The following is a 24,378-nucleotide window of genomic DNA, read 5'->3' as shown; positions in this document are numbered from 1 at the left end:
TCAATGATCCGTACGGGCTTTCGCTGGCTGCTGGCGCTGATCTATCTGGCCGCAGGGGTCATCCATATCCGATCGCCCGGCGGCTTTGTCGCGATCACGCCCGATTGGGTGCCCAGCCCCCATGCGGTGGTATTCTGGACCGGCGTGGCGGAGATCACGGGGGCCATCGGCCTCATGGTCCCGCGCCTGCGCTATGCGGCGGGGGTCGGGCTGGCGCTGTATGCGCTGTGCGTATGGCCCGCCAATTTCAACCATGCGCTGAACGATATCGCCATTGGCGGCAACCGGCTGCCCTGGGCCTATCACGGTCCGCGTCTGGCGCTCCAGCCGCTGATCATCTGGTGGGCGCTGTGGGTCGGCGGGGTAACCGACTGGCCGTTCCGCAAGAAGACCGGCCAGTCGCCACAGGCTTGAGCCCGATTACTGCCGAGCCATCAACGCTGCCCGGCAGGATCGGCCAGCATCGTCACCAGCTGGCGCACACCATCGCGGAGCGCGTCGAGCCCCTCGGCTGAGCGGCCACCGGCGATCGTTTCCGGCACATGCAGCGCCTTGGCACGCAACGCCCTGCCCTGCTCGGTCAGCGCGATCATCACTCGGCGTTCGTCCTCAGGGTCGCGCGAGCGGCTGATATGGCCCGCCTGTTCCATCCGCTTGAGCAGCGGAGTCAGCGTGCCGCTATCAAGGTACAGCCGCGTACCCAGCGACCCCACCGTCTGCGGCTCTTCCTCCCACAGGACCAGCATCACCAGATATTGCGGATAAGTGAGCCCCAGCGGCTTCAGCACCGGGCCATAGAGCCGGCCCAGCAGGTTGGTGGCAGCGTAGAGCGGAAAGCAGACCTGCCGATCCAGCAGCAATGGATCATCGCCTGACGCTGCCACCGCGCCGCTCATTGCGTGAACACGTTGATCTTGACGTCGACATTGCCCCGGATCGCGTTCGAATAGGGGCAAACGGCATGCGCGGCCTCAACGATTTCTTCCGCCTTGGCCTGATCGACGCCCGCGATTTCGACATCCATCGCCACCGCGAGCTGGAATCCGCCCTGATCGGTGGGCAGCAGGCTGACCTGGCAGGACACCTCGATATCGCTGTCCTTGACCTTGTCCGCCTTGCCGCGGGTCACATGGATGACGGCGTTCTCAAAACAGGCGGCATAGCCTGCGGCAAAAAGCTGCTCAGGGTTGGTGGCGCCGCCCTTGCCGCCCAGTTCCTTGGGCAGAGCCAGCGGCAGGTCGAGGATCCCGTCCTCGCTCTTGATGGTTCCGGCACGGCCGCCATAGGCATTCACGCGCGTGGTGTAGAGTGTGCTCATTTTCAATTCCTTCACAAAGCCAGTGTTGAAGGGTATATTGGGTGCAATTATATTGTGTTCAATATATTTTCGCCTGCGCATGGAAAAAATTTCTCCGCCGCCGGGAAGGGCTCGGTACCAATCGCGCCGGGCCGCAATCCGCTTGCCGTCTAATCGCGCCGGGTGATCACCTCTTTCAGCCGCGCGACAAGGATGCCCGATTTGCGGATCGACATGCGGTTCTGAACCGTGCGACCATCGGGCATGGCAAACAGCCATTGCCGCGCGGTGAGATCACCCTTCATCGGGAAGCGCAGTTCCAGACAGTTGCCGCGCACCACGCCCTCGACCGGCCCTGCGGCATCGGACAGGCTGCCCTGATAGCGCCCTGGTGCAACTTCGCGCAGCCGCCATTGGCGGGTGGTCGTCTTGCGGCCCGGCTCGGTGATCACCTGATCGACCAGGATCGTGCCGTCCTCTCCCAGCCTGCCCAGGCTTTCGACATGGACATCGCGCGTGCGGCGAAAGGCGATCTTGAGCCGCCCCTCGCCCGAACTCGCGCCGACAAAGACACGCGCGATATCGAAGCGTGGGGCCTCGCTCGCCAGATCGCTGCGCCCTGCGCCACCGACACAGGCTGTCAGCGGCAGGGCGAACCCGATCAGGACAGGCAGGGCAAGGCGCATCGCCGCACGATAGCGACAACCGCTGAACCCGGCCAGCCTTGCGGCGCGCAACCCCGTTGATCTGCCCGGCGCTTTGCGGCAACAGGCATCAGGATTGACAGCGGTGCCATGGCTATCACGCCTTGAGGACAAGCCGCTGCATGGGGGACGGATGATGAACGCCAGCCAGCCGCAGCCACGCGCATCGCGCGAGCCTTCGACCGCGCATCTCGGCTGGATGGCCAGGGCTCTCTATGCGCTGCTGATGTTCATCTATCGCCGCCACCGCTTCACGGCGGTGGGCACGCCGCCACCCGACCGGCGCTACATCATCATTGCCGTGCCGCACACCAGCAACTGGGACTTCCCCAATTACATGGGCGTGACGCGCGAGCTGGGGCTGCAGACCCATTTCATGGCCAAGACATCGCTGTTTCGCTGGCCGTTTGGCACATTCATGCGCCAGATGGGCGGCGTGCCGGTGGATCGCAGCGCGGCGGGCGACATGGTGCAGCAGATGATCGACGAATTTGCGGCGCGCAAGGACTTCATCCTCACCATCGCGCCCGAAGGCACCCGCAAGACCGTGACCGCATGGCGCACGGGCTTTTACCGCATCGCGCTGGGCGCGGGCGTGCCGATCGTCTGCGGCTTCATGGATTATGGCAACCGGCGCGCAGGTCTGGGCCCCGTCATCCACCCGACCGGCGACTATGAGGCCGACATGGCGCCCGCCTTCGCCTTTTATTCGGCGATGGCGGGGCGCAATGCGGTGCACCGATAAGGCGCTTAATCAGCCCTGATGCGCAAGATCGGGGCGGCCCAGATCGCCCTGGCCCACCGTGCTGCTCGCCATTTCGAGCATCCGGTCGAGCGACTTCTTCGCCTTGATGCGCAGTTCCTCGTCCAGCTCGATGCGCGGCTCCAGATCGCGCAGCGCGACATAGAGCTTTTCCATCGTGTTGAGCGCCATGTACGGGCAGATGTTGCAGTTGCAGTTGCCGTCCGCCCCCGGCGCGCCGATGAACGTCTTTTCGGGCACCGCCTTTTCCATCTGGTGGATGATGTGCGGCTCGGTCGCCACGATCACGGTTTCGCTGGTCGTTTCCTTGGCGAATTTCAGGATCGCGCTGGTCGAACCCACCATATCGGCATGGTCCAGGATATGCGGCGGGCATTCCGGGTGCGCCGCCACCGGGGCATCGGGATGCTGCGCCTTGAGCTTGAGCAGTTCGGTCTCGCTGAACGCCTCGTGGACGATGCACACGCCCGGCCACAACAGCATCTCGCGGCCCAGCTTGCGCTGCAGATAGCCGCCCAGATGCTTGTCGGGGCCGAAGATGATCTTCTGGTCCGCCGGGATCTGGCTGAGGATCTTTTCCGCCGACGACGATGTCACGATGATGTCGGACAGCGCCTTCACCGCGGCCGAGCAGTTGATATAGGTCAGCGCGATATGGTCAGGGTGCTGCGCGCGGAACGCGGCAAACTTGTCCGGCGGGCAGCTGTCCTCGAGCGAACAGCCCGCGTCCATGTCGGGCAGGATGACGATCTTGTCGGGCGAGAGGATCTTGGCGGTTTCCGCCATGAACTTGACGCCGCAAAAGGCGATCACATCGGCATCGGTCTCCGCCGCGATGCGCGACAGCTCCAGCGAATCCCCGACAAAATCAGCGAGATCCTGAATCTCGGGCTTCTGGTAATAATGCGCCAGGATGACCGCGTTCTTCTCCTTGCGCAGCCGGTCGATCTCGGCGCGCAGGTCCAGGCCGGAAAGGTTTTCGCGGGGTTGTGCAGTCATGGCAGTTCCTCAACACGGGGCACCAATGCCCTCTCCCCTTCCCTAGACGCGGGGCGGGCCGAGGGCAATTGATCGATGGCCCGTTACATCGGGGGCGGTGGCGGAAATGCAAGGCCGGAAATGGCCTCTCCCGGCGAACCTGCCACGACCCAGGCATAGATCGCATCGCCCAGGGGCGAGAACGTGATGAGCTGAACCAGCGCGAGCTGCACGATCACCGAGGCGAGCCCCCAATACCAGGCCGGGTGCACCCGGCCGATCACGCGCTTGTCGCGCGCCATGCCGATCAGCGGAAAGATCGCCGTCACCACCAGAGCTATCTGCCACGACCAGGGGATCATGAACGGCATGGGCAGCAGCCGGCCGATGCCCGGCGCGATGAGGCTGGAGGTAGCGCAAAGCTGCAACCGCATGTGCCATTCCGGCTTGCCGCGCAGTGCCAGCGCCGCCAGCACCACCGCAATGGACCCGATCATGTTAACGGAATCCGCCACCAGCAGCAGTTGCGGCTGAAAGAAGAACGGTGTGCGCCCGTTCTGCGCCATGAAGGCCAGAACCCAAAGGCCGCTGACGACCATCAGCAGCAGCCAGCCTGCCAACAGGCGCCCCAGCAGCCGGTGAGCGCCCGGCGGCCCCTTGTAGGCCAGCCAGGCCTGTGTGGTGAACAGCACTATCCATCCCATGAACACGATCGCATGGAAATGGATCAGCGGCGGCGCGGCAAAGGTGGAAAAGCCCCTCAGCCAGTTGCCGCTGAACCCTGCCAGCACCAGGAGCAGCATTGCCAGTGCCATATAGGCATAAAAACGATTGGCCCGGTTTCCCGAGCGGGCTGCAAACGCCACAGTTGCCATGTTTCGACTCCCCCCGGACCCGGCAGGAGCATAGCGCGATGCGGCGGGTTTACGAAACGCTGTTTGCAGGTTCGAGCGCGCTGGCCGATAGCTGCCAGAGCTCGCCATCGCGCGCCACAGCGCCGCGATGTTCCAGGTCGATCAGATGCGCGAGCACCGATCGGCCGGCCGCGCCGTAGAGCCGGTTGTCTATGCCCTTGTACATCTCAGGCACCATCGCGGCGATGGTCTGCGGCCCCGCCTCGAGCTGGCGCAGCACCTGGCGTTCGCGCTGCTTGCGATGGCCCATCATGCCGCGCACCAGCTGCGCGGGATTTTCCACCGCCGGGCCATGCGCGGGATAATAGATGCGGTCGGAGCGCTCCTGCAATTTGGCGAGGCTCGCCATATAGGCGGCCATGTCGCCATCGGGCGGCGAGATGACGCTGGTCGACCAGCCCATGACATGATCGCCGGTGAACAAGGCGCCGCTTTCGGCCAGTGCCAGGCACAGATGGTTGCTGGTATGGCCGGGCGTCGCCACCGCCTCGATCGTCCAGCCTTCGCCCGAGACGCGTTCGCCATCGGCCAGCACCCTGTCGGGCGCATAGCTGGTATCGAACGCCTCGTCCGATCGCGGGCCATCATCGGACAGCATCAACGGTGCACAGCCGATGATCGGCGCGCCCGTCCGCGCCTTGAGCGGTGCCGCGGCAGGGCTGTGGTCGCGGTGCGTATGGGTGCACATGATCGCGGCGATGCGCGCATCGCCCACGGTTGCCAGGATCGCCTCGATATGGTCGGGCTCTGCCGGGCCCGGATCGATCACCGCGACATCGGCCCCGCTGCCCACGACATAGGTCTGGGTGCCGGTATAGGTGAAGGGCGAGGGATTGCCGGCCAGCACGCGGCGGACAAGCGGTTCGAGCGTCTCGGCAAGGCCGGTGGGCAGATCAGCAGGCAGTTCCATGTGGCCCTAGGTGGCACCAATGGCCCGGAAACGAAAGGGGCTGCGCAACTTTTGCCGCGCAGCCCCATCGCATTGTCACCAGGTCCGCGCCGGAGGAGCGGGCGGTTCGGGCGCTTCGGGCGGGGCCGGAACCCTGCTCATTTCGCGCCGGGCCTCTGCCATGTCACGACGCATGTCGCGGCGCGCTTCGGCCAGGCCTGCACGCATTTCGCGCAAACCTTCGTCAATGCCGCGCAGGGCCTCGGCACGCTCGCTGGCGCTCAGATGGGGGTTGCGGCGGATTTCGGCGCGGGCGCGCTCCATCGACTTGCGACCTTCAGCCATGCCCCGCTCGATCTGCGCCGCGATTTCCGCCTCGTCGGGCATTACCTGGCCGCAGGTGACGACCTTGGTGCGCGTCACCTGGCCATCGCGGGTTTCGGTCTGGGTCATGAACGCGGCGGACTTCGACTTCCCGTCGCAATCGGTGGTCTGGATGCGAAGCGTGTGCCGCTCACCCAGCTCGATCACATTGTCGCCGGGCTTCCCGGTGCGCACGATAACTCGCGAGGCGCGCGCCATGGCCCGGGCGCGATCGCGCTCCGCCTCTGCTGCAGCCCGATCAGCCTGGCTTGCGGCCCGATCAGCTTCGGCACGCGCGCGATCCGCTTCTATCATCGCCCATTCCGCATCGGCACGCGAGCGTTCCGCATCGACGGCCATCCGGTCGAGTTCCTTCTGGCGCGCGGGTCGGTTAAGGCGCAGCACGACCTGCTTTCCATCGTCGCGGCGCAGCTTGTACACATAGACGCCGTCATCGACCTCAACCGAGGGAGCTTCGGGAGCGTCAGGCGCTTCCGGTGCATCAGGCACTTCAGGTGCGTCAGGTGCGCGCGGCGCTTCGGGCGTTTCAGGCTCCACCGGCTGGATCGCGTAGCTGACCGTTGCGGTCATCGCCATCGCGGTGATCAGGCCCGAGCCGATCAGGGTACCACCCAGCCATTTGCGGCCGCGTGAGGTTTCAGTCTGCTTCATGATCTTCAGGCGCTCCACGATCTTGTCCTTGGGGTTGAGCGGGCTGGCAAAGGCGAGCGTCTGCCCGGTCGCGGCCTTGGCGATGGCGCGGGCATAAGCCATGCGTTCGGCGCTGGTGCGGCGACGCAGCACACGGGCATCGCAGGCCGCCTCCTGGTCGAAGCGGAAGGCACGCCAGGCCATCCAGGCTATGGGGTTGAACCAGTGCAGCGACAGCATGCCAAGCGCCGCGAAATTGGCCCAGAGATCGCCCGCGCGGTGGTGGCTGCGTTCGTGCGCCAGCGCCAGCTCACGCTCGACCGGATTGAAATCGCGGGTAAAGCCGATGGGAAGCGCAATGTAACGCTTCCACAAGCCAAAGGCGAACGGGCCTGCAATGCCTGCAATCTCGATCACGCGAATATCGTCGATGCGCGAGACTTCGACTGCATCCTCCAGCAGCTCGCGCCGGTTCTGCAGATAGGCGGACAGCTGCGCGATCAGGAAGATCGCCGCGCCGCACAGCCACACCGTCACCCCCAGCGCGAACCAGTCGGTATCGGCCAGCAGGTTCTGGACCAGACCGGGATCGGGCATCGCGTCGGCAGGGGCGGCAGCGACGGCTGCGGGGATGATGGCGCTTGCGCCATCGGCCATTTCAGGCACGGCGGGTTCGGTCATCTGCACCTCGATGGTGCGGGTGAGCGGCGGCATGAACAGCCTGGCGAGCGGGATAGCCCACAGCGCATAGGCCATTTCAGCGCCGAAATGCTTGGCCACCGGGCGGCGCAGCACCAGCACCAGGGCCATCAGCGCGGCGGTGACGATCAGCGTATCGACCAGCCATTGCCCGGACACGCCGTGCGCGAAATCGGACATCCCGTCCAGTGAGAGCCATTCCCCGGTCATGACTTCAACTCCCCGATCAGCCGCTCGATCTCGGCCAGGTCCTCCGCCGTGAATTTCTGCTGTTCTGCCAGATGCGCGATAAGCGGCGCGGCCCGGCCGCCGAACAGGCGATCGACCAACCGCCGCGATTCATCGCCGACATAATCCTCGCGCTCCAATATGGGGCTGTAGAGATAACGGCGGCCGTCCTGGTCATAGGACACCGCGCCCTTGTTGGTGAGCCGCGACAGCAGCGTCTTGACCGTCTGCAGCGACCATTCGCGCGCATCGGCCAGGGCGTCCGCCACCTCCGTCGCGGTCAACGGAGCGCGCTGCCACAGCACCTCCATCACCGCATGTTCTGCATCACTGATCCGTTCGGGAGCCATCGAATCACCTTACCCTTATAGCGTTCGACTACGGGTGTAATCGAAACGACTACGCGTGTAAACGGTTTTCGTGCGGCGGTCGGGTTGCAGCCGCCTACCCACCCCCAGCCCCTCCCTTTCAGGGAGGGGAACGCGTGAGGATTGTCCATTTGCGCAACCTGCTCCCCTCCCCGAAAGGGAGGGGTTGGGGGTAGCTCCTGCCGGACAGTGAAAGGCTTAGAGCCCCGCCTTGCCCAGTGCCCGGTCGAGATCCTCGATCACGTCCTCGACATCCTCGAGCCCCACATTGAGCCGCAGCATGTCCTCGGTGATGCCGACGGCCAGCCGCGCTTCCTCGCCCAGGCCGTGGTGGGTGGTGGAGCTGGGATGCGTCATCAGCGAGCGGGAATCGCCGATATTGTTCGAGATATCGACCAGCTCGAGCGCGTTGAGCAGTGCATGGGCGCGGGCTCGGCCGCCGCCGACATAGAGCGAGAAGATCGGCCCGGCGGCTTCCATCTGCGCCATCGCGAGATTGTGCTGCGGATGGCTGGGCAGGCCCGGATAGTTGACCCGCTCGACCCGGCCTTCCAGGAAGCTTGCCACCTTGAGCGCATTTTCGCTCTGGCGGCGGATGCGCAGGTCCAGCGTTTCCAGACCCTTGAGCACAACCCAGGCGTTGAACGCGCTCAGCGTCGGGCCGGTGTTGCGGGTGAACGGCAGCAGCGTGTTGTTGATGAAATCATCGGTACCGCAAACCGCGCCAGCCAGCACGCGGCCCTGGCCGTCCATCATCTTGGTGGCGCTATAGGCGACGACATCCGCGCCAAATTCCATCGGCCGCTGCAGCACATTGGTGGCAAAGGCATTGTCGACCACGCTGGTAATGCCACGCGCACGGGCGATGTCACACACCGCCTTGAGGTCGATGATGTCCATCGTCGGGTTGGCGGGCGTTTCGAAGAAGAACACCTTGGTGTTCGGACGGATCGCCGCCTCCCACTGATCGAGCTCGCGCCCATCGATGATCGTGGTCTCGATGCCGAACTTGGGCAGCAAACTGTCGGTCAGCCAGCGGCACGAACCGAACAGCGCGCGGCTGGCGACCACATGATCGCCCATCTGCAGCTGGCAGAGCAAAGCCGCCGTCATTGCCGCCATGCCGCTCGCCATGCAGCGCGTTGCCTCTGCGCCTTCCATCAGCGAGATGCGCTTTTCCAGCATCTCGACCGTGGGATTCTGCAACCGGCTATAGGTCATGCCGGCCTGTTCGCCGTTGAACCGCGCGGCGGCATCTTCGGCGCAGTCATAGGCATAGCCCGAGGTCAGGAACAGCGCTTCGGAAGTCTCGCCGAATTCGCTGCGCGCGGTGCCACCGCGGATCGCGCGGGTGGCGGGACGCCAGCGGCTGGTGATGGCGGGGTCTTGTCCGGAATTGCGCTTCATCGTCTTGGCCTATGATCTGCGATAAGGAAACCGGGCGCTATATGCGCGCGGTTTCGGGCCGGGGGAAGCCGGAATGTGCGCCCCGGTCAAGCAGCCGTGTCAGCGGGTCGAGGTGCGTCCCCGTTCGGGTGCTTCTTCCGACGCTATCGCCTGCGGGCTGATCGACACCCCGTGCAGCCGCCAGCGCCCTTCCACCCATTGAAAGAAGAAATCGAAGAAGATCGCGGTGGGCCGAAGCCCGAAATAGCCGCGAACGCGGATGACGCCAGGCTCCACCACCGATGGCGGTTCGGTATAGGTGGGGGCCAGCAGAAGCGCGTTGGACAGGTCCACCCGGCTCTCGCGGATGCTGGCGAAAATCTCGCCCAGCCGCGCGGCATTGTTCACCACCTGAAAGCCGGGCGAGGAAATATCGCGCAGCACCGAATAATTGCCCGAGAGATTGGCGTGGTGCACCGCGGTCATCGTCGACCAGAGCAGCTTGGCCAGCTCCAGCTCGCTGGGCACCGGCTCGACCGAGATCGGCGGCTGCGCAGCTTGGGGAACGCCCTGGGCGAGCGCAGCCTGGGGCACGGACGCCAGCAGCGCAGCAAGCAAAAAGGCCGGGGCAAAGCGCCCCGGCCGAAGGTTCAGAAAGTGCATAGCATTCCTTGTCAGAAGGTCTGGCCTTACCAGGCGATCTGGAAGCCGCCGCGTGCGCCCACCGAACCGCTGTTGAAACCGGTACCGATACCGGCGGAAACCGAAGCATTCTCCCCGACCCGGGCGGTGATCGCCATGGTCAGCGAGGCCTGATCCTCATAATAGCCGACGCCGCCCGACAGTGCAAAGTTGGTGCCTGCGGGCAGCGCGGGCGATTCCATCGCCAGCGCCATCGCCACGCCCTCGTTGGCCCGGTTGATCGCACGCCGGTTGATCTCGGTGAGGTCAAACAGGGTGTTCACCTGGCCGGTCAGCGTGTTGAACTGGCTGGCCGTGGCGAACGAATTGACCGCCGGACCTGCCCCCAGCGTGCCACTGGCATCGGTGGTGACGATCGAGGTGTTGCCGGTCTGCGCCGCGGTGCTCGCCGCCAGATCACCGATGGTGACAGAGCTGCCCGTGCCGCCCAGCTTGATCTGGTTGGCACGGTTGGCAACGGCGCCATTGCCGATCGCGACCGAGTTGGCAAAGGCGGCGGAGGTCTGGTTGCCGATAGCAATAGCTCCAGCGCCCGAGGCGACAGCCGCCTCGCCCACCGCGACCGAGCGGACGCCCGATGCGACGGCGAGATGGCCCAGAGCCGTTGCCCGCTCCGCCGTCGCTTCCGACCGCCAGCCATAGGCCGTTGCCGCCGTGGCCGTGGCCAGTGCCTGGCCGCCGACAGCCGTGGTCGATGCGCCGGTGGCCTGGGTCGCCCGGCCCGATGCGCCGTCGCGGTTGCCGCCAATGGCAATCGCATCGCCGCCGCTGGCAATCGCGGTGTTGCCGATGGCGACCGCATTGGTGCCGCTGGCGACCGACAAATTGCCCATCGCCACGCTCACCTCACCAGAGGATGTGGCCGACGAGCCGACCGCTGTCGAACGCACACCGGTCGCATTGGCCAGATGACCGAGTGCTGTGGCACGTTCCGCCACCGCATTTGCCTGCCATCCGAACGCGGTCGCACCCTGCCCGGTCGCAGCCGCCCTGCCGCCGATCGCGGTGGCATTTGCGGCCGTGGCCGATGCGCTGAGGCCCATGGCGACGGCTTCGACCCCGGTGGAACGCGCATCGTTGCCGATCGCAATCGCACCCGTTGCGGAAGCCACCGCGCCGAGGCCGTCCGCATCGTCACCATCCTCACCGATTGCAATCGACCGTGCGCCGGTCGCCCGCGAGTTCGAGCCATAGGCTGCCGATCCCGCGCCGATTGCCTGCGCATCGGTTCCGACCGCGGTCGAGCCCGAAGCGATCGCACCTGCGCCAATCGCGGTTGCCCCGGGGCTGAGCGCCTGGGCATCGGTTCCGATAGCGGTGGCATCGGGAGCGCTGGCGACCGAACCATTGCCGACCGCAACCGCGTCTTCCGCGCTGGCGCGAGCGCCGACGCCGACCTGGGTGCTGTCAACACCGGTACCGATGCCGGACCCCGGCGGTGCCGAAGCCACCGCGATCAGATTGCCCGCAGAGTCGATCGTCAGGAAGAACTGCTGCCCCGCCGGAACGATGCCTGCCAGCCCGGCAAAGCGATAGCTGTGATTGGCCGCGCCAAACACGAACTGGTTGTTCGCGGTGGCGAGCGATCCGTTGCCGATGGCGATCGAGTTGGTAAAGGCGCCGGTCGAGGCCAGGTTGCCGATCGCGATCGAGAAATCGCCGCTGGCCGTGGCGCTCTTGCCCAGCGCCAGCGAACGCACGCCGCCAGCCACGGCCTGGTGGCCGACCGCCAGCGAAAGCTCGCCGGTGGCACGCGCCTGCCAGCCGAAGGTCTGCGATCCCCGGCCCGATGCGACCGCCTCACCGCCCACGGCCGTCGCGTGGAAGCCACTGGCATTGGCCTGGTCGCCGATCGCGACCGAATCCTCATCCCCCGCGCTGGCCAGGTTGCCGATGGCGACCGAGGTGCCGAGCGATGCGGCGTTGGTGCTGTTGGTGGTGGCCTGGTTGCCGATGGCGACCGAGTTGGTGGCCGATGCCACCGCGCTCTTGCCGACCGCGGTCGAGCGAACGCCGGTCGCCTGGGCCTGATGGCCCGCCGCCAGCGAGAGATCACCCGAGGCGACTGCCTGCCAGCCGAAGCTCTGCGCGCCGCGACCGGATGCTACCGATTCGCCGCCGACCGCTGTGGCATGGAAGCCGCTGGCATTGGCGAGGTCACCGATGGCGACCGCATCCTCGTCGGTGGCGCTCGCCTGATTGCCGACCGCGACCGAGGTCAGCGCCGTGGCATTGGCGGCCTCACCCACGGCAAGCGAACGCACGCCTGTGGCATTGGCGAGATGGCCGAGCGCATGCGCGCGTTCAGCCCCGGCATTGGCGCGCCAGCCAAAGGCGGTTGCGGCCAGTCCGATGGCATCGGCCTCGCCGCCGATGGCGACGGTGGAATTGCCGATGGCGCGTGCACCGGTACCCGCATCGTCACCGCCGATCGCCAGCGCGTCGACGCCATCTGCCGTGGCATTGTCGCCCAGCGCAATCGCCGAAGCCCCGGTGGCGGTCGCGCCAGCCTGGCTGCTGTTGACCGCGAAATAGTTCAGCCGGGTCGCGTTGGCGGTCGTGGTGGCGGCCACCGCGTTGAGCTGACCCAGATTGACCGCATCGGTCAGCGCGGTGCCGGCTGCAACATTGGTGATCTGCCGTTCTGCGCCAGCAGCGCCGACCGAAACTGTATTGGCGCGATTTGCGACCGATCCCGAACCCAGAGCGACCGAGTTGGCCGCCGTGGCGCTGGCCGCATTGCCCAACGCCACGCTGTTATCGGCAGCGGCATTCGCCCGGCTGCCCAGCGACGTGGCATTGGCCCCGCCCGCCTGCGCACTCTTGCCGACCGAAGTCGCCTCAAGCCCTGCGGCATTGGCCTGGTGGCCAACCGCGACAGCGGTGCGGCCCGATGCGTTGGCCTGCCAGCCAAAGGCCTGGCTGCCGACGCCCGAGGCGATCGATTCGCCGCCGATCGCGGTCGCGTGGAAACCGCTGGCATTGGCGAGGTCGCCCAGCGCGACAGCATCTTCTGCCGTCGCGCGCGCGCCATTGCCGATGGCGACGGCCGTGCCCAGCGACGCAGCGCCCGAAGGCGTGGTGCCGTCTGCCGTCACGGCATTGTTGCCGATGGCGACCGAGCTGATCCCTGCCGCATTCGCCCGGCTGCCGACAGCGGTTGCATTCGCGCCGCCCGCCTGGGTGCTCTTGCCGACCGAGGTCGCTTCGAAACCGGCGGCATTGGCCTGGTGGCCCGCTGCGAGCGCGGTGCGGCCCGAAGCATTGGCCTGCCAGCCGAACGCTTGGCTGCCGACGCCCGAGGCCACCGATTCACCGCCGATCGCGGTCGCATGGAAGCCCGATGCGTTGGCGAGATCGCCGAGCGCCACAGCATCCTCGTTGGTTGCCTGGGCTGCATTTCCAATGGCGACCGCTGTTCCGGTCGAGGCCGCGCCCGAGGGCGTGGTGCCATCTGCCGTCACCGCGCCATTGCCGATGGCGACCGAATTGATCCCGGCAGCAGCAGCGGCATTGCCCGCTGCCAGCGAATTGACGCCCGAGGCATTGGCGCGGCTGCCCAGAGCCGAAGCATTGGTCCCCGCTGCCTGTGCGCTCTTGCCGACCGAGGTTGCCTCGAACCCGGCGGCATTGGCCTGATGCCCGACCGCGACCGCCGTGCGACCCGACGCGTTGGCCTGCCAGCCAAAGGCCTGCGAACCGACGCCCGAGGCGACAGACTCGCCGCCGATCGCCGTTGCATGGAAGCCCGAAGCATTGGCAAGGTCACCCAGCGCAACGGCATCTTCCGCCGTTGCCTTGGAAAGATTGCCGATGGCGACCGCGGTTCCGGTCGAGGCCGCGCCCGATGGCGTGGTGCCGTCCGCCGTTACCGCGCCGTTACCGATCGCGACCGAGCTGATACCCGCCGCATTGGCCCGGCTGCCCATCGCCGTGGCATTGGCACCGCCGGCGAGCGTGCTCTTGCCGACCGATGTCGCCTCAAGCCCTGCGGCATTGGCCTGATGACCGACCGCAACAGCGGTGCGGCCCGAAGCATTGGCCTGCCAGCCAAAGGCCTGGGAGCCAACGCCCGAGGCCACCGATTCCCCGCCAATCGCCGTTGCATGGAAGCCCGAGGCATTGGCGAAATCACCCAGCGCCACCGCGTCTTCCTGCGTAGCCCTGGCGGCATTGCCGATGGCGACCGCAGTCCCGAAGGACGCTGCACCCGAAGGGGTGCTGCCGATCGTGGCGGTTGTCGAACCGGCGCCGATGGCAATGCTGCTTGTCGATGACGACACTGCGCCGGTACCGATGGCGACGGAAAAACTCGCAGACGCTGCCGCCGAATCTCCAAATGCATGCGACTGCAGCCCGGATGCGGTGGCAAAGGTGCCAACCGCGGTCGAGAAGCTGCCCGAAGCCGTGGCTGCGGCCCCAAGCGCCGATGCCTGGACCCCCGAAGCGACCGACCGCGCGCCGATGGCCGCGCTGAAACTGCCCGAGGCACGGCTCTGGTTGCCGACGGCTGTGGATCCGGGCGCGCTGGAGACGGCGCCGACACCACATTCGGTCGATTCAAACACATCATCGGCGTTGCCCGCGATGCCATCAGGCCCCGCATTCACGTTGCAAGGCGCGGTTCCATCGGCATAAGCCGGGCTCGCGATAGCGATGGCGGCGGCGCTGGACGCCATAAACAGCGTTGCACGCAACGCCTTTGCGTTGTTGGGGAAAGTTTTCATGGGACCGCTCCTTGCTCACTGACAAGGCGGGTTTGCCCCCGGCGTCAAATTCTACTCATGCGACCCCGTTCGCCGAGTGGTCATTAACCAGCCGAGTCGAAGCCTAGCAGAGCAGGGCCACGGCGCAAGCCCTCGAAATCGCCACAATTTTGTCATGACACCGTGCAACGGTTTTACGCAGCGCATAATCCTTGCTATCGGGGCGCAGGGTCAGCACATGCGGTCATCAACTGCTCGCCAGAAAGCGTGAAATTGCCTGAACTTGTCTCCTTCGAGCCTGCAACCGGTGCCCGACTTTGGTCAGGCCCGCATGGCGATGTCGATGCTGAAGTCGCCAAGGCCCGCGCGGCCTTTCCCGAATGGGTGGCCATGGCGGTCACCAAGCGGATCGAGCTGTGCCGCCGCTTCGCCAATCAGGTGCGCGCCCGGTCAGAGGAACTGGCCGAGCTGATTGCGCGCGAAACCGGAAAGCCGATCTGGGAATCGCGCACCGAGGTGGAATCGGTCGTTGCCAAGGTCGATATCTCGGTCGCCGCCTATGCCGAGCGCACCTCGCAGCGCAAGCTGGACAGCGCGCTGGGCGGTACGATGGCGCTGAGGCACAAGCCGCATGGCGTGATGGCGGTGCTGGGGCCGTATAATTTCCCTGCGCACCTGCCCAATGGCCATATCATCCCCGCGCTCATCGCGGGCAACGCCGTGGTGTTCAAGCCATCGGAAAAGACGCCCGCTGTCGGCGCGATGCTGGTCGAATGCATGCACCAGGCCGGCATCCCCGAAGGCGTCGTGCGGCTGCTGATCGGCGGCGCGGACGAAGGCAAGGCGCTGGTCGTGCACGAGGATGTCGATGGCGTGCTGTTCACCGGCTCTGCCACCACGGGCATCGCGATCAACCGCACGCTGGCTGCGCGCCCGGACAAGATCGTCGCGCTCGAAATGGGCGGCAACAACCCGATGGTCATCTGGGACACGCCGTGCATTGCCGATGCCGCCGCGCTGATCATCCAGTCTGCCTTTACCTCGGCGGGACAGCGCTGTTCCGCCGCAAGCCGGCTGATCGTGCGCGATACCCTTTACGACGCGGTGATTGCGGAAACCAAGAAGCTCGCCGACCGGCTGGTCGTGGGCAAGCCGTTCGACGATCCGCAGCCGTTCATGGGCCCGGTCATCGACAATCCCACCGCCGACGGGCTGACCGAGAGCTTCCTCTATTTCCTCAGCAATGGCGGCCGGGTGATCAAGCATCTGGTGCGGCTCGACGACAAGCTGCCCTTCCTGTCGCCCGCGATCATCGATGTCACCAACGTCAGGGACCGCCCCGATGTCGAGCTGTTTGGACCGCTGTTGCAGGTGATCAAGGTGAGCACGTTCGAGGAAGCGGTGGCAGAGGCCAACAACACCCGCTTCGGGCTGTCCGCAGCGCTGGTGGGCGGCAGCCCGCAGCATTACAAGCAGTTCTGGGCGAACATCAGGGCGGGCATCGTCAACTGGAACCGGCCCACCAACGGCGCGTCGTCCAAGGCCCCGTTCGGCGGCGTCGGCCTGTCCGGCAATCACCGGCCCAGCGCCTATTATGCCGCCGACTATTGCGCCTATCCGGTGGTGTCGAACGAGATGGAACAGCCGCGCGCCACCATCGGCATCGGGCTGAAATCGGACTGAGCCAGAGCGGGTTCCACCTCCGTCACAAAAGCAAATCTAACCCCCGCAAAAGGGGTTCTGCTTTGCAACTGCACCGCGCACGGACCAGATGCACCGTTGGAAAGGACCAACGGCATGACGCACCCGCACGCATCCCCCAATCGCCCGTCCGGCACCGTCTGGCTGGTCGGCGCAGGCCCCGGCGATCCCGATCTGCTCACCGTCAAGGCGGCACGGATCATTTCGCGCGCGCGGCTGATCGTGCATGATGGCCTGGTCGATGATGCGATCCTCGCCCTGGCGCGGCCCGATGCGCAGCTGATCTCGGTCGCCAAGCAGCGCGCGCGCCATACGCTGCCGCAGCAGGATATCAACGCACTGCTGATCGAACAGGCCCGTGCGGGCCATGATGTCGTGCGGCTGAAGGGCGGCGATCCGTTCATCTTCGGCCGTGGTGGCGAAGAGGTGGACGATTGCCGCGCCGCCGGTGTCGCGGTCGAAGTCATCCCCGGCATCAGCGCCGCCAATGGTGCCGCAGCCGCCGCGCAGCTGCCGCTGACCCATCGCGATCTGGCCAGCGCCGTCACCTTTGTTGCGGGCCAGTGCAAGGGACTGACCGAACAGGACTGGTCGGGCCTGGCAGGCAAGGGCCGCACGCTGGTCATCTATATGGGCGTTGCCACCGGCGATGCGATTGCCGAAAAGCTGATCGCCGATGGCCTGTCGCCCGACACCCCGGTGGCGGTGCTCGAAAAGGGCACCCGCGCCGATATGCGCACCTTGCGCACGCTGCTGACCGATCTTGGCCCGATGATCGCGCGCGAAGCTGTGGTCAGCCCGGCGCTGATCGTCATCGGCGATGTCGTCACCCGCGCGCGCGCCACCGATTGCCTTCCGACCTTGTTTGCCCAGCATCTGGAGCCGATTGCATGAAAATCCTGACCGGTAACGACCTGAAGACCGGAGACGTCATCTGGTGGGCGGGCGATACCCGCTGGTCGCGCCATCTGGCGGAAAGTGTCGATGCAGGCGACGAGGCCGAGGCGATCCTCAAGCGCGAGGAAGCCGCGCGCCGCGTCAACGTGCCCTATGTCGTCGACGGCCGCCAGACCGAGCAGGGCCCGATGCCGCTGCACATCAAGGAACGCGTCCGCGCCTTTGGCCCGACCGTGCGCCCGGACCTCGCCATCAACACCAGCATCCCGATCGTGAAGGTTTGATCCCGATGCTTTCACGTCGCCAGACCCTGACCACCAGCCTTGCCGGCATCGCCGCGCTGGGTGGCGGCCTGGTGGGCGTTCCGGCGGTCGCAGCGCCCCCACGCACCACGGTGGTGGTCGAACAGACGTTGCTCAAGGCGCTTCCCGGCAAGGGCGACGCTCTGGGCCAGTTCCTCGCCGCCAATTGGCTGGTGATGGACCAGCAAGCGCTCGACCAGGGGCTGTTCACCGGCTTCTGGCTGGCCCGCGCCGAGACCGGTTTCGAGCCATGGGATTATGCCATGTCGGTGGGCTATCCGACCGCGACGGGCTTTGAAGACCCGGCCACGGCCAAGGGCTTCGAAGCGATCCGCACGGGCCACAAGACGGTGCTGATCGATGGCCAGGGACTGGCACAGCTGGGCCGGATCGTCGGCAGCCAGCGGCTGGACGTCGTGGCTGTGCGCGGCTTTGCCGCACAGGTTTGAATTTTTGAGAAGGATACGAGATGTATCAGTACGACCAATATGACCAGGCAATGGTCGATGCGCGCGTCGCGGAGTTTCGCGACCAGGTGCGCCGCCGGCTTGATGGCAGCCTGCCCGAGGAGGAGTTTCGTCACCTCCGGCTGAAGAACGGCCTCTATCTGCAGCTGCACGCCTATATGCTGCGAGTCGCCATTCCCTATGGCACCCTGTCGTCGCGGCAGATGCACATGCTCGCGCATATCGCGCGCAAGTACGACAAGGGCTATGGCCATTTCACCACGCGGCAGAACATCCAGTATAACTGGATCAAGCTGGAGGACGCACCCGACATTCTCGCCGAGCTGGCAACCGTGGAAATGCACGCGATCCAGACCAGCGGCAACTGCATCCGCAACATCAGCTCGGACCAGTTTGCAGGCGCTGCGGCCGACGAGATTGCCGATCCGCGCCCCTGGGCCGAACTGCTGCGCCAGTGGTCGACCTTCCACCCGGAATTCCAGCTGCTGCCGCGCAAGTTCAAGATCGCGGTGATCGCCTCGCCCAGCGACCGGGCGGCCATGCGGCTGCACGATATCGGTATCGAGCTGGTGAAGAACGCAGATGGCGTGCTCGGCGCGAAATTCTTCGCAGGCGGCGGCATGGGCCGCACCCCGATGATCGCGCCGATGATCCGCGAATTCGTGCCGATCGAAGAGCTGATCAGCTATGCCGAGGCGTGCCTGCGCGTCTACAATCGCCATGGTCGCCGGGACAACAAGTACAAGGCGCGCATCAAGATCCTGGTGCATGAACTGGGCGCTGCGGAATATATCCGTCAGGTCGAGGAAGAATTCGCGCACATGAAGACGCTGGGGCTCAATCCCCCGGTCGCCGAGCTGGAGCGCATCAGCGCCTATTTCGCCGACCCTGCCTTCGACCAGGGCCTCAGCGACACGATCGACCGTTCGGACCCCGACTTCGCCGTCTGGGTCGATCAGAACACGCATCCGCACCGCGTGCCCGGCTATGCGTCGCTGACGATCAGCCTGAAGCCCACCGGCGGCATTCCCGGTGATGCGACTGCCGAGCAGATCGACCTGATGGCCGAGCTGGCGCGCGATTATGCCTTTGACGAGCTGCGCGTGACGCATGCCCAGAACATCGTGCTGGCGCATGTCCGCAAGGCCGATCTCCACGCCATCTGGCAGAAGCTGGATGCAGCAGGCCTGGCCACCGCCAATCTCGACCTGATCGGCGACATGATAGCCTGCCCCGGCCTGGATTATTGCAGCCTCGCCAATGCCCGCTCGATCCCGGTGGCGCAGAAGATATCCGAGCGCTTTGCCGATACCGGCAAGCAGCGGGACCTTGGCGAGCTGAAGCTCAAGATTTCCGGCTGCATCAACGCCTGCGGCCATCACCATGCCGGGCATATCGGCATATTGGGCGTCGATAAGAAGGGCGTGGAAAACTATCAGCTGCTGCTCGGCGGATCAGCTGCGGAGGACGTGTCGATCGCCAAGATCGTCGGCCCCGGCTTTGACGAGGACGGCATCGTCAAGGCGGTCGAAACCGTGACTGATGTCTATCTTGGCGCGCGCGAACAGGGCGAGCGCTTTGTCGACACCTATCGCCGCATCGGCATGGAGCCGTTCAAGGAGGCGCTTTATGGCTGAGGTACAGATCATCTATCGCGGCGAGCCCGCTGTCTCCGACGCCGCCGTCGCGCTGGCCGATTTCGCCGCCGGGACCAACTCGGCCGCCGTCCGCATCGAGCCGGGCGAGGACGTGCGCGCCTTGCTGCCGCATCTCGATCAGCTACGGCTCGTCGAGGTGAACTTTCCCAGCTTTGGCGATGGCCGCGGGTTTTCCAGCGCACAGATCCTGCGCGAGGCGGGCTATGCGGGCGAGCTGCGCGCGGTCGGCGACGTGCTGGTCGACCAGTTCGTGTTCCTGCGCCGCTGCGGCTTTGACAGCTTTGCCCCGAACCGGCCGCTCAACCCGGACGATGTGAAGGCGGCCGAGGGCTTCTTCCCCGAATTCTACCAGAAGACCAGCGACGGCGTCGCCGCGATCTGGGCCAAGCGTCATCAGGTGGCATCATGAAGCAGACCGAGATCAACCCGCAGCCGCCCGTCACCGCCGCCGCGCCGCGCCAGCGCGACCGCATCGACCCGAAGCCGCGCTTCACCGAAAGCGATGCGATCCGGCTCAACCACATGTTCCGGGGTACCGACACCGCCGAAATGATGCGCACCGTCATCCGGGACGGTCTGGTCGGCGATCTCGCCATTGTCTCGTCCTTCGGCGCGGAAAGCGCGGTGCTGCTGCACATGATCGCGGTGGTGGACCCGGCGCTGCCGGTGCTGTTCCTGGATACCGGCAAGCATTTCCCCGAAACCCTGGCCTATCGCGACACTCTGGTCGAACGGCTGGGGCTGACCAACCTGATCCTGCTGGCGCCCGACGAGCAGGAACTGGCCGGACAGGACGCAAACGGCCTGCGCTGGTCCTATGACCCCGATGGCTGCTGCGAGATCCGCAAGGTGCGCCCGCTCGCCAAGGCGCTGCTGGGCTATGACGGTTCGATCACCGGTCGCAAGGGCTTCCAGTCCGCGACCCGCCAGGGCCTGCCGCGATTCGAGATCGACACCAGCGACGCGCAGGGCCGCTTCAAGATCAATCCGCTCGCCAGCTGGACCAAGGAGATGCTCGACGGATATTTCGCCGAGCACGACCTGCCGCGCCATCCGCTCGAATCGCAGGGCTATCCCTCGATCGGCTGCGCGCCGTGCACCAGCAAGGTGGCACCGGGCGAGGACCCGCGTTCCGGCCGCTGGAAGGGCTGGGACAAGACCGAATGCGGCATCCACAGCGAAGTGACGCCGCTGCCGGGCCTCGACAGTGATGATGGTGCAAACGACCCCGTATTCTGAGCCGCATCAATAAACAGTACATGCGTTTGGAGTATTCATCCTAATGTTCAGGGCTTTTTAACCCTGACCCTGCAGTCATGGGGCATGTCCGCTGAACCCGCCCTTGAGCAGATTCTGTACATCAGCACGCTTTCTCCAAGGGAGACTGTGGAGCTGTCGTCAATTCTGGCATCAGCTCGGCGCAATAATACGCGTCAGGGGATTACCGGCCTGCTGATGTTCAACGGCAAGCGCTTTCTGCAGGTTCTGGAAGGCCCCGCAGATGCAGTCGAGCAGACCTTTGAGCGTATCCGGCGCGATCCCCGCCACCGGGCGCAGGTTGTGCTGAGCCGCAAACGGGTGGAACGGCGCGAATTTGGCGCATGGTCGATGGCCTTCCGCGACGGATCGCAGAGCAGCAGTGCCGATCTCTACGAAGACATCTGCGCTTTGTCTGCCGCAGCACACCCCAATCTGAAGGCGGAACTGCAGGCCTTTGCCCGCCAGCTATGAAGGGCATAGACTGCGTCTATTGCTGCGCAGCATGAACCTCTCTTGCCAGGCGGTTGACAGGCCATGATGTTCATCCCATTTTAAGCTTAGCAGGCCGGGCCCCTCTGGCGCAGCATGATGAAAATGCTGCGTGATGTCGGACTGCTACGGGATGCGCACCATCCCGGGCTTTCGGCCCGGTCAATCGATCAAACTACCCCGCGTATCCCGACCAATGCACCATCCATTGGAAAGGACAAGCAAATGAAAAACATAAAGGCCGCAACCATCGCGGCTCTGTCAGTCGCAGGACTTGCTCTCCCCGCCAGCGCTTCCGAATTCCAGGACATTCGCCATCAGGTGAATGTCCCGCATGGCGAACGCGAGATCACTGCCGTCTATCAGCCCAGGACCATGGTCAGCTATCGCCAGGTCGGCAACATGACCCCCAACCGGCCCAGCACCGCGCGCTGCATGTGGAAAGCCGAAATCTCGGTCGAGCGGCATCTCCAGGCTCCGACAGGCCAGGGCAGCCATGTCGTGCGCACGCTGGTCCCCGCCAAGCTGATCGAAGGTTCCACCAATGGCCGCTGCGCGCAGGGCAAGGAGCAGGTCAGCAACACGCTGGCACGCCGCGCGGATGAGGTGCGCGATCACGTGCTCGCCGTCGCCGCTGAAGACCGCAACGCGCTGATGGCGGAACTCAGCATCGCCACCGGCACGCCCGCAGGCTGAGCTTTCCAATCCTCCCCCGGCCAGGCCGGGGGAGGATTTTGGACCGCGCCAAGCTTGCCATCCCGCGCCCGCTAGCCCATTGTCTGCGCAGATAAAAATCTTCGCAGGGAAGGACAGGCCGTGGCCGCTCGCTCACTCAAATTCGGTTCGATTGCTCTCGCTTTGGCGATCGCCCCCCTGTGCACGCCCGCACTGGCGCAGGATGCAACCGAGAATTTTACCGTCATCATCGGCGGCACCAAGGTCGGGCATCTCGATGTCGTGCGCAGCGGCGACACGGTGAAGATCGATTACGATTACAAGAACAACGGCCGCGGCCCGACCATGAAGGAAGAGCTGAAGCTGGATGCCAAGGGCATGCCGGTCGCCTGGAAGATTACCGGCAACTCGACCTTCGGCAATGCGATCAACGAAAGCTTCACGATGCAGCGCGGTACCGCGCGCTGGACCGATTCGACCGGCAGCGGCACCGCCAAGCCCAAGGGCCAGGCGATCTATGTCGCGCAGGAAGGCAGCCCCTGGTCGGCAGGGCTTTATGCCCGCGCCCTGCTCGCCGATGACGACCGCACTATCCCCGCCCTTCCCGGCGGAGCGCTCAGCCTGGCCGAACTCGAAAAGGTACAGGTGACAGGGACCGGCGGCGCGATGACCGTCACGGCTTATGCGCTGTCGGGCACCGATCTTGATCCGGGCTATTTCCTGCTCGACGACAAGGGCGCTCTGTTTGCCGCCATCAGCCCGCGCGCGGTGTTCGTGCGCCGCGGTTTCGAGGGCGAGGACATCAAGCTGCGCGACCTGGCGGTCAAATATTCGACCGAACGCTTCGTCAAGATGCAGGCCAAGGCGGCGAACAATTACAAGGCGCCCGTGCGCATCACCAATGTGCGCGTGTTCGATCCGGTCTCGATGACGCTGACCGAACCCCGGAGCGTCGTGGTGCGCGGTCGCCATATCGCTGCCGTTCTTCCGGCCAACAGCCCCGCCACGCCCGGCGAAGTGACCATCGATGGCGATGGCGGCACGCTGGTCCCCGGCTTTTACGAGATGCACGGGCATATCGGCCAGGAAGACGCGATGCTCAACATCCTGGCGGGCATCACCTCGGTGCGCGACATGGGCAACGAGATCGACGTGCTCGACGGGCTGGTGGAGCGGATCGAAAGCGGCGTGCTCGCCGGGCCGCGCGTCACCAAATCGGGCTTTATCGAAGGCAAGAGCCCGTTCAGTTCGAACAACGGCAAGCTGGTGAGCAGCCAGCAGGAGGCGATCGACGCCGCGCGCTTCTATGCCGCGCGCGATTATCAGGCGATCAAGATCTACAATAGCATGAACCCCGAATGGATCCCGGCACTGGTCAAGGAAGCCAAGGCGCTGGGCCTGCATGTGATGGGCCATGTCCCCGCCTTTACCAACGCCGATGCGATGATCGCGGCGGGCTATGACGAGATGACGCATATCAACCAGGTAATGCTGGGCTGGGTGCTGGAGCCGGGCGAGGATACCCGCACGCTGCTGCGCCTGACCGCGCTGCAGCGGCTGCCGTCGCTCGACCTCAACAGCGGCCGCGTCAACGCCACCATCCGCGCGATGGTCGACAACAAGGTGACGATCGATCCGACCTTCGCCATCCATGAATCGCTGCTGCTGTCGCGCAACGGCACCATCAACCCCGGCATGACCGATTATGTCGACCATATGCCGGTGGGCGTGCAGCGCAGTGCCAAGCAGGCCTGGGCCAAGATTGCCAGCCCGGCCGACGACAAGGCCTATCGCGGTGCCTTCGACCAGATCGCCGCGACCATCCGCAAGATGCACGAAGCCGGCATCTTCCTGATCCCGGGCACCGACATGGGCGGCAGCTTCACCTTCCACCGCGAGCTGGAACTGTACCAGAAGGCCGGGATGACCCCCGCCCAGATCCTGCGCCGCGCCACCTATGACATGGCGCAGTATCTCAAGCAGGACCAGTCGCTGGGCAGCATCGAGAAGGGCAAGCTTGCCGACTTCTTCCTGATCCAGGGCGATCCGGTCAAGGACCTCAAGGCGATCAAGGCGATCCGCATGGTCGCCAAGGATGGCGTGTTCTATTATCCGAGCGAGGTCTATCCCGAATTCGGCATTAAGCCGTTCGCCACCAAGCCGAAGGTGAAGCTGCCGAAATAAGGGGCGGAAATAGCAACAGCCTTTGCCGTCACCCCCGCGAAGGCGGGGGTCCCGCTGCCTGCTTCATGCCTGATGCACAAGCGGGATTCCCGCGTTC

General features: G+C 65.3%; 23 protein-coding genes. 12 read left to right on the top strand and 11 right to left on the bottom strand.

The genetic code is table 11. The features are described 5' to 3' along the window. Positions 1 to 3: 3 nt before the first annotated feature. The gene (locus OU999_16705; protein ID WAC23355.1) at positions 4 to 414 is read left to right on the top strand and encodes a DoxX family protein; all 411 of its coding nucleotides are present in this window, start codon (positions 4 to 6) and stop codon (positions 412 to 414) included. Positions 415 to 434: 20 nt separating this feature from the next. Here the strand turns inward: OU999_16705 and OU999_16700 are convergent, their stop codons facing one another. The 3 genes from OU999_16700 to OU999_16690 all read right to left on the bottom strand — a co-directional run bounded on the left by OU999_16700 (position 435) and on the right by OU999_16690 (position 1,983). Then, positions 435 to 896 (bottom strand): MarR family transcriptional regulator, encoded by a 462-nt coding sequence (locus OU999_16700; GenBank protein WAC23354.1) that lies wholly within the window; start codon positions 894 to 896, stop codon positions 435 to 437. Beyond that, on the bottom strand, positions 893 to 1,318 hold the full coding sequence (locus OU999_16695; GenBank protein WAC23353.1) for an organic hydroperoxide resistance protein: 426 nt from the start codon (positions 1,316 to 1,318) through the stop codon (positions 893 to 895). Before OU999_16695 ends, OU999_16700 begins: the two co-directional genes overlap by 4 nt. A gap of 149 nt (positions 1,319 to 1,467) precedes the next feature. Beyond that, positions 1,468 to 1,983, bottom strand: coding sequence for a DUF3833 family protein (locus OU999_16690; GenBank protein WAC23352.1), 516 nt, complete (start codon positions 1,981 to 1,983; stop codon positions 1,468 to 1,470). Between the two features lie 151 nt (positions 1,984 to 2,134). On the opposite strand from OU999_16690, the gene OU999_16685 reads away from it, so the two are divergent. Next, a complete protein-coding gene (locus OU999_16685) occupies positions 2,135 to 2,746 on the top strand; it encodes a lysophospholipid acyltransferase family protein (GenBank protein WAC23351.1) in 612 nt (203 codons plus the stop codon). A gap of 9 nt (positions 2,747 to 2,755) precedes the next feature. On the opposite strand, the gene nadA is transcribed toward OU999_16685, so the two are convergent. The 8 genes from nadA to OU999_16645 form a co-directional block, all read right to left on the bottom strand. Next, positions 2,756 to 3,763, bottom strand: a complete 1,008-nt coding sequence (nadA, locus tag OU999_16680; GenBank protein ID WAC23350.1) for a quinolinate synthase NadA — start codon at positions 3,761 to 3,763, stop codon at positions 2,756 to 2,758. An 83-nt stretch (positions 3,764 to 3,846) separates the two neighbouring features. Then, positions 3,847 to 4,617, bottom strand: coding sequence for a hypothetical protein (locus OU999_16675; GenBank protein ID WAC23349.1), 771 nt, complete (start codon positions 4,615 to 4,617; stop codon positions 3,847 to 3,849). 49 nt (positions 4,618 to 4,666) lie between these two features. Further along, entirely contained in the window at positions 4,667 to 5,566 is a 900-nt protein-coding gene (locus OU999_16670) for an MBL fold metallo-hydrolase (GenBank protein WAC23348.1), read from the bottom strand. A 75-nt stretch (positions 5,567 to 5,641) separates the two neighbouring features. Continuing rightward, entirely contained in the window at positions 5,642 to 7,468 is a 1,827-nt protein-coding gene (locus tag OU999_16665; GenBank protein ID WAC23347.1) for a hypothetical protein, read from the bottom strand. Then, positions 7,465 to 7,836 (bottom strand): BlaI/MecI/CopY family transcriptional regulator, encoded by a 372-nt coding sequence (locus OU999_16660; protein ID WAC23346.1) that lies wholly within the window; start codon positions 7,834 to 7,836, stop codon positions 7,465 to 7,467. Before OU999_16660 ends, OU999_16665 begins: the two co-directional genes overlap by 4 nt. 216 nt (positions 7,837 to 8,052) lie before the next feature. Next, positions 8,053 to 9,261: an O-succinylhomoserine sulfhydrylase gene (gene metZ / locus OU999_16655; protein WAC23345.1), complete on the bottom strand. Its 1,209-nt coding sequence runs from the start codon at positions 9,259 to 9,261 to the stop codon at positions 8,053 to 8,055. Between the two features lie 99 nt (positions 9,262 to 9,360). Beyond that, entirely contained in the window at positions 9,361 to 9,903 is a 543-nt protein-coding gene (locus OU999_16650; GenBank protein ID WAC23344.1) for a hypothetical protein, read from the bottom strand. Between the two features lie 26 nt (positions 9,904 to 9,929). Continuing rightward, complete coding sequence (locus OU999_16645) at positions 9,930 to 14,669, bottom strand: hypothetical protein (protein ID WAC23343.1); 4,740 nt, start codon at positions 14,667 to 14,669, stop codon at positions 9,930 to 9,932. A 246-nt stretch (positions 14,670 to 14,915) separates the two neighbouring features. Here OU999_16645 and astD point away from each other — a divergent pair, with 246 nt between their 5' ends. From astD to OU999_16595, 10 genes are all read left to right on the top strand, one after another. Continuing rightward, complete coding sequence (gene astD / locus OU999_16640; protein WAC23342.1) at positions 14,916 to 16,331, top strand: succinylglutamate-semialdehyde dehydrogenase; 1,416 nt, start codon at positions 14,916 to 14,918, stop codon at positions 16,329 to 16,331. Positions 16,332 to 16,445: 114 nt separating this feature from the next. Then, a complete protein-coding gene (cobA, locus tag OU999_16635) occupies positions 16,446 to 17,243 on the top strand; it encodes a uroporphyrinogen-III C-methyltransferase (GenBank protein ID WAC23341.1) in 798 nt (265 codons plus the stop codon). Then, on the top strand, positions 17,240 to 17,530 hold the full coding sequence (locus tag OU999_16630; protein ID WAC23340.1) for a DUF2849 domain-containing protein: 291 nt from the start codon (positions 17,240 to 17,242) through the stop codon (positions 17,528 to 17,530). Before cobA ends, OU999_16630 begins: the two co-directional genes overlap by 4 nt. A gap of 5 nt (positions 17,531 to 17,535) precedes the next feature. Continuing rightward, the gene (locus OU999_16625; GenBank protein WAC23339.1) at positions 17,536 to 17,997 is read left to right on the top strand and encodes a hypothetical protein; all 462 of its coding nucleotides are present in this window, start codon (positions 17,536 to 17,538) and stop codon (positions 17,995 to 17,997) included. A gap of 20 nt (positions 17,998 to 18,017) precedes the next feature. Next, complete coding sequence (locus tag OU999_16620) at positions 18,018 to 19,652, top strand: nitrite/sulfite reductase (protein ID WAC23338.1); 1,635 nt, start codon at positions 18,018 to 18,020, stop codon at positions 19,650 to 19,652. After that, on the top strand, positions 19,645 to 20,082 hold the full coding sequence (locus OU999_16615; GenBank protein ID WAC23337.1) for a DUF934 domain-containing protein: 438 nt from the start codon (positions 19,645 to 19,647) through the stop codon (positions 20,080 to 20,082). Before OU999_16620 ends, OU999_16615 begins: the two co-directional genes overlap by 8 nt. After that, positions 20,079 to 20,912 carry a phosphoadenylyl-sulfate reductase gene (locus tag OU999_16610; GenBank protein WAC23336.1) on the top strand — a complete coding sequence of 278 codons (834 nt, stop codon included), beginning with the start codon at positions 20,079 to 20,081 and terminating at the stop codon, positions 20,910 to 20,912. The genes OU999_16615 and OU999_16610 overlap by 4 nt, the downstream gene beginning before the upstream one ends. Positions 20,913 to 20,996: 84 nt before the next feature. Beyond that, complete coding sequence (locus OU999_16605; GenBank protein ID WAC23335.1) at positions 20,997 to 21,404, top strand: BLUF domain-containing protein; 408 nt, start codon at positions 20,997 to 20,999, stop codon at positions 21,402 to 21,404. A 243-nt stretch (positions 21,405 to 21,647) separates the two neighbouring features. Further along, a complete protein-coding gene (locus OU999_16600; protein WAC23334.1) occupies positions 21,648 to 22,118 on the top strand; it encodes a hypothetical protein in 471 nt (156 codons plus the stop codon). 120 nt (positions 22,119 to 22,238) lie between these two features. Continuing rightward, entirely contained in the window at positions 22,239 to 24,281 is a 2,043-nt protein-coding gene (locus OU999_16595) for an amidohydrolase family protein (protein ID WAC23333.1), read from the top strand. Positions 24,282 to 24,378: the final 97 nt, after the last annotated feature.

Origin of the sequence: Blastomonas sp. SL216, from assembly GCA_026625625.1 — a bacterium.
Classification (GTDB): Bacteria; Pseudomonadota; Alphaproteobacteria; order Sphingomonadales; family Sphingomonadaceae; genus Blastomonas.
This window is presented reverse-complemented; position numbering and strand designations above follow the sequence as displayed.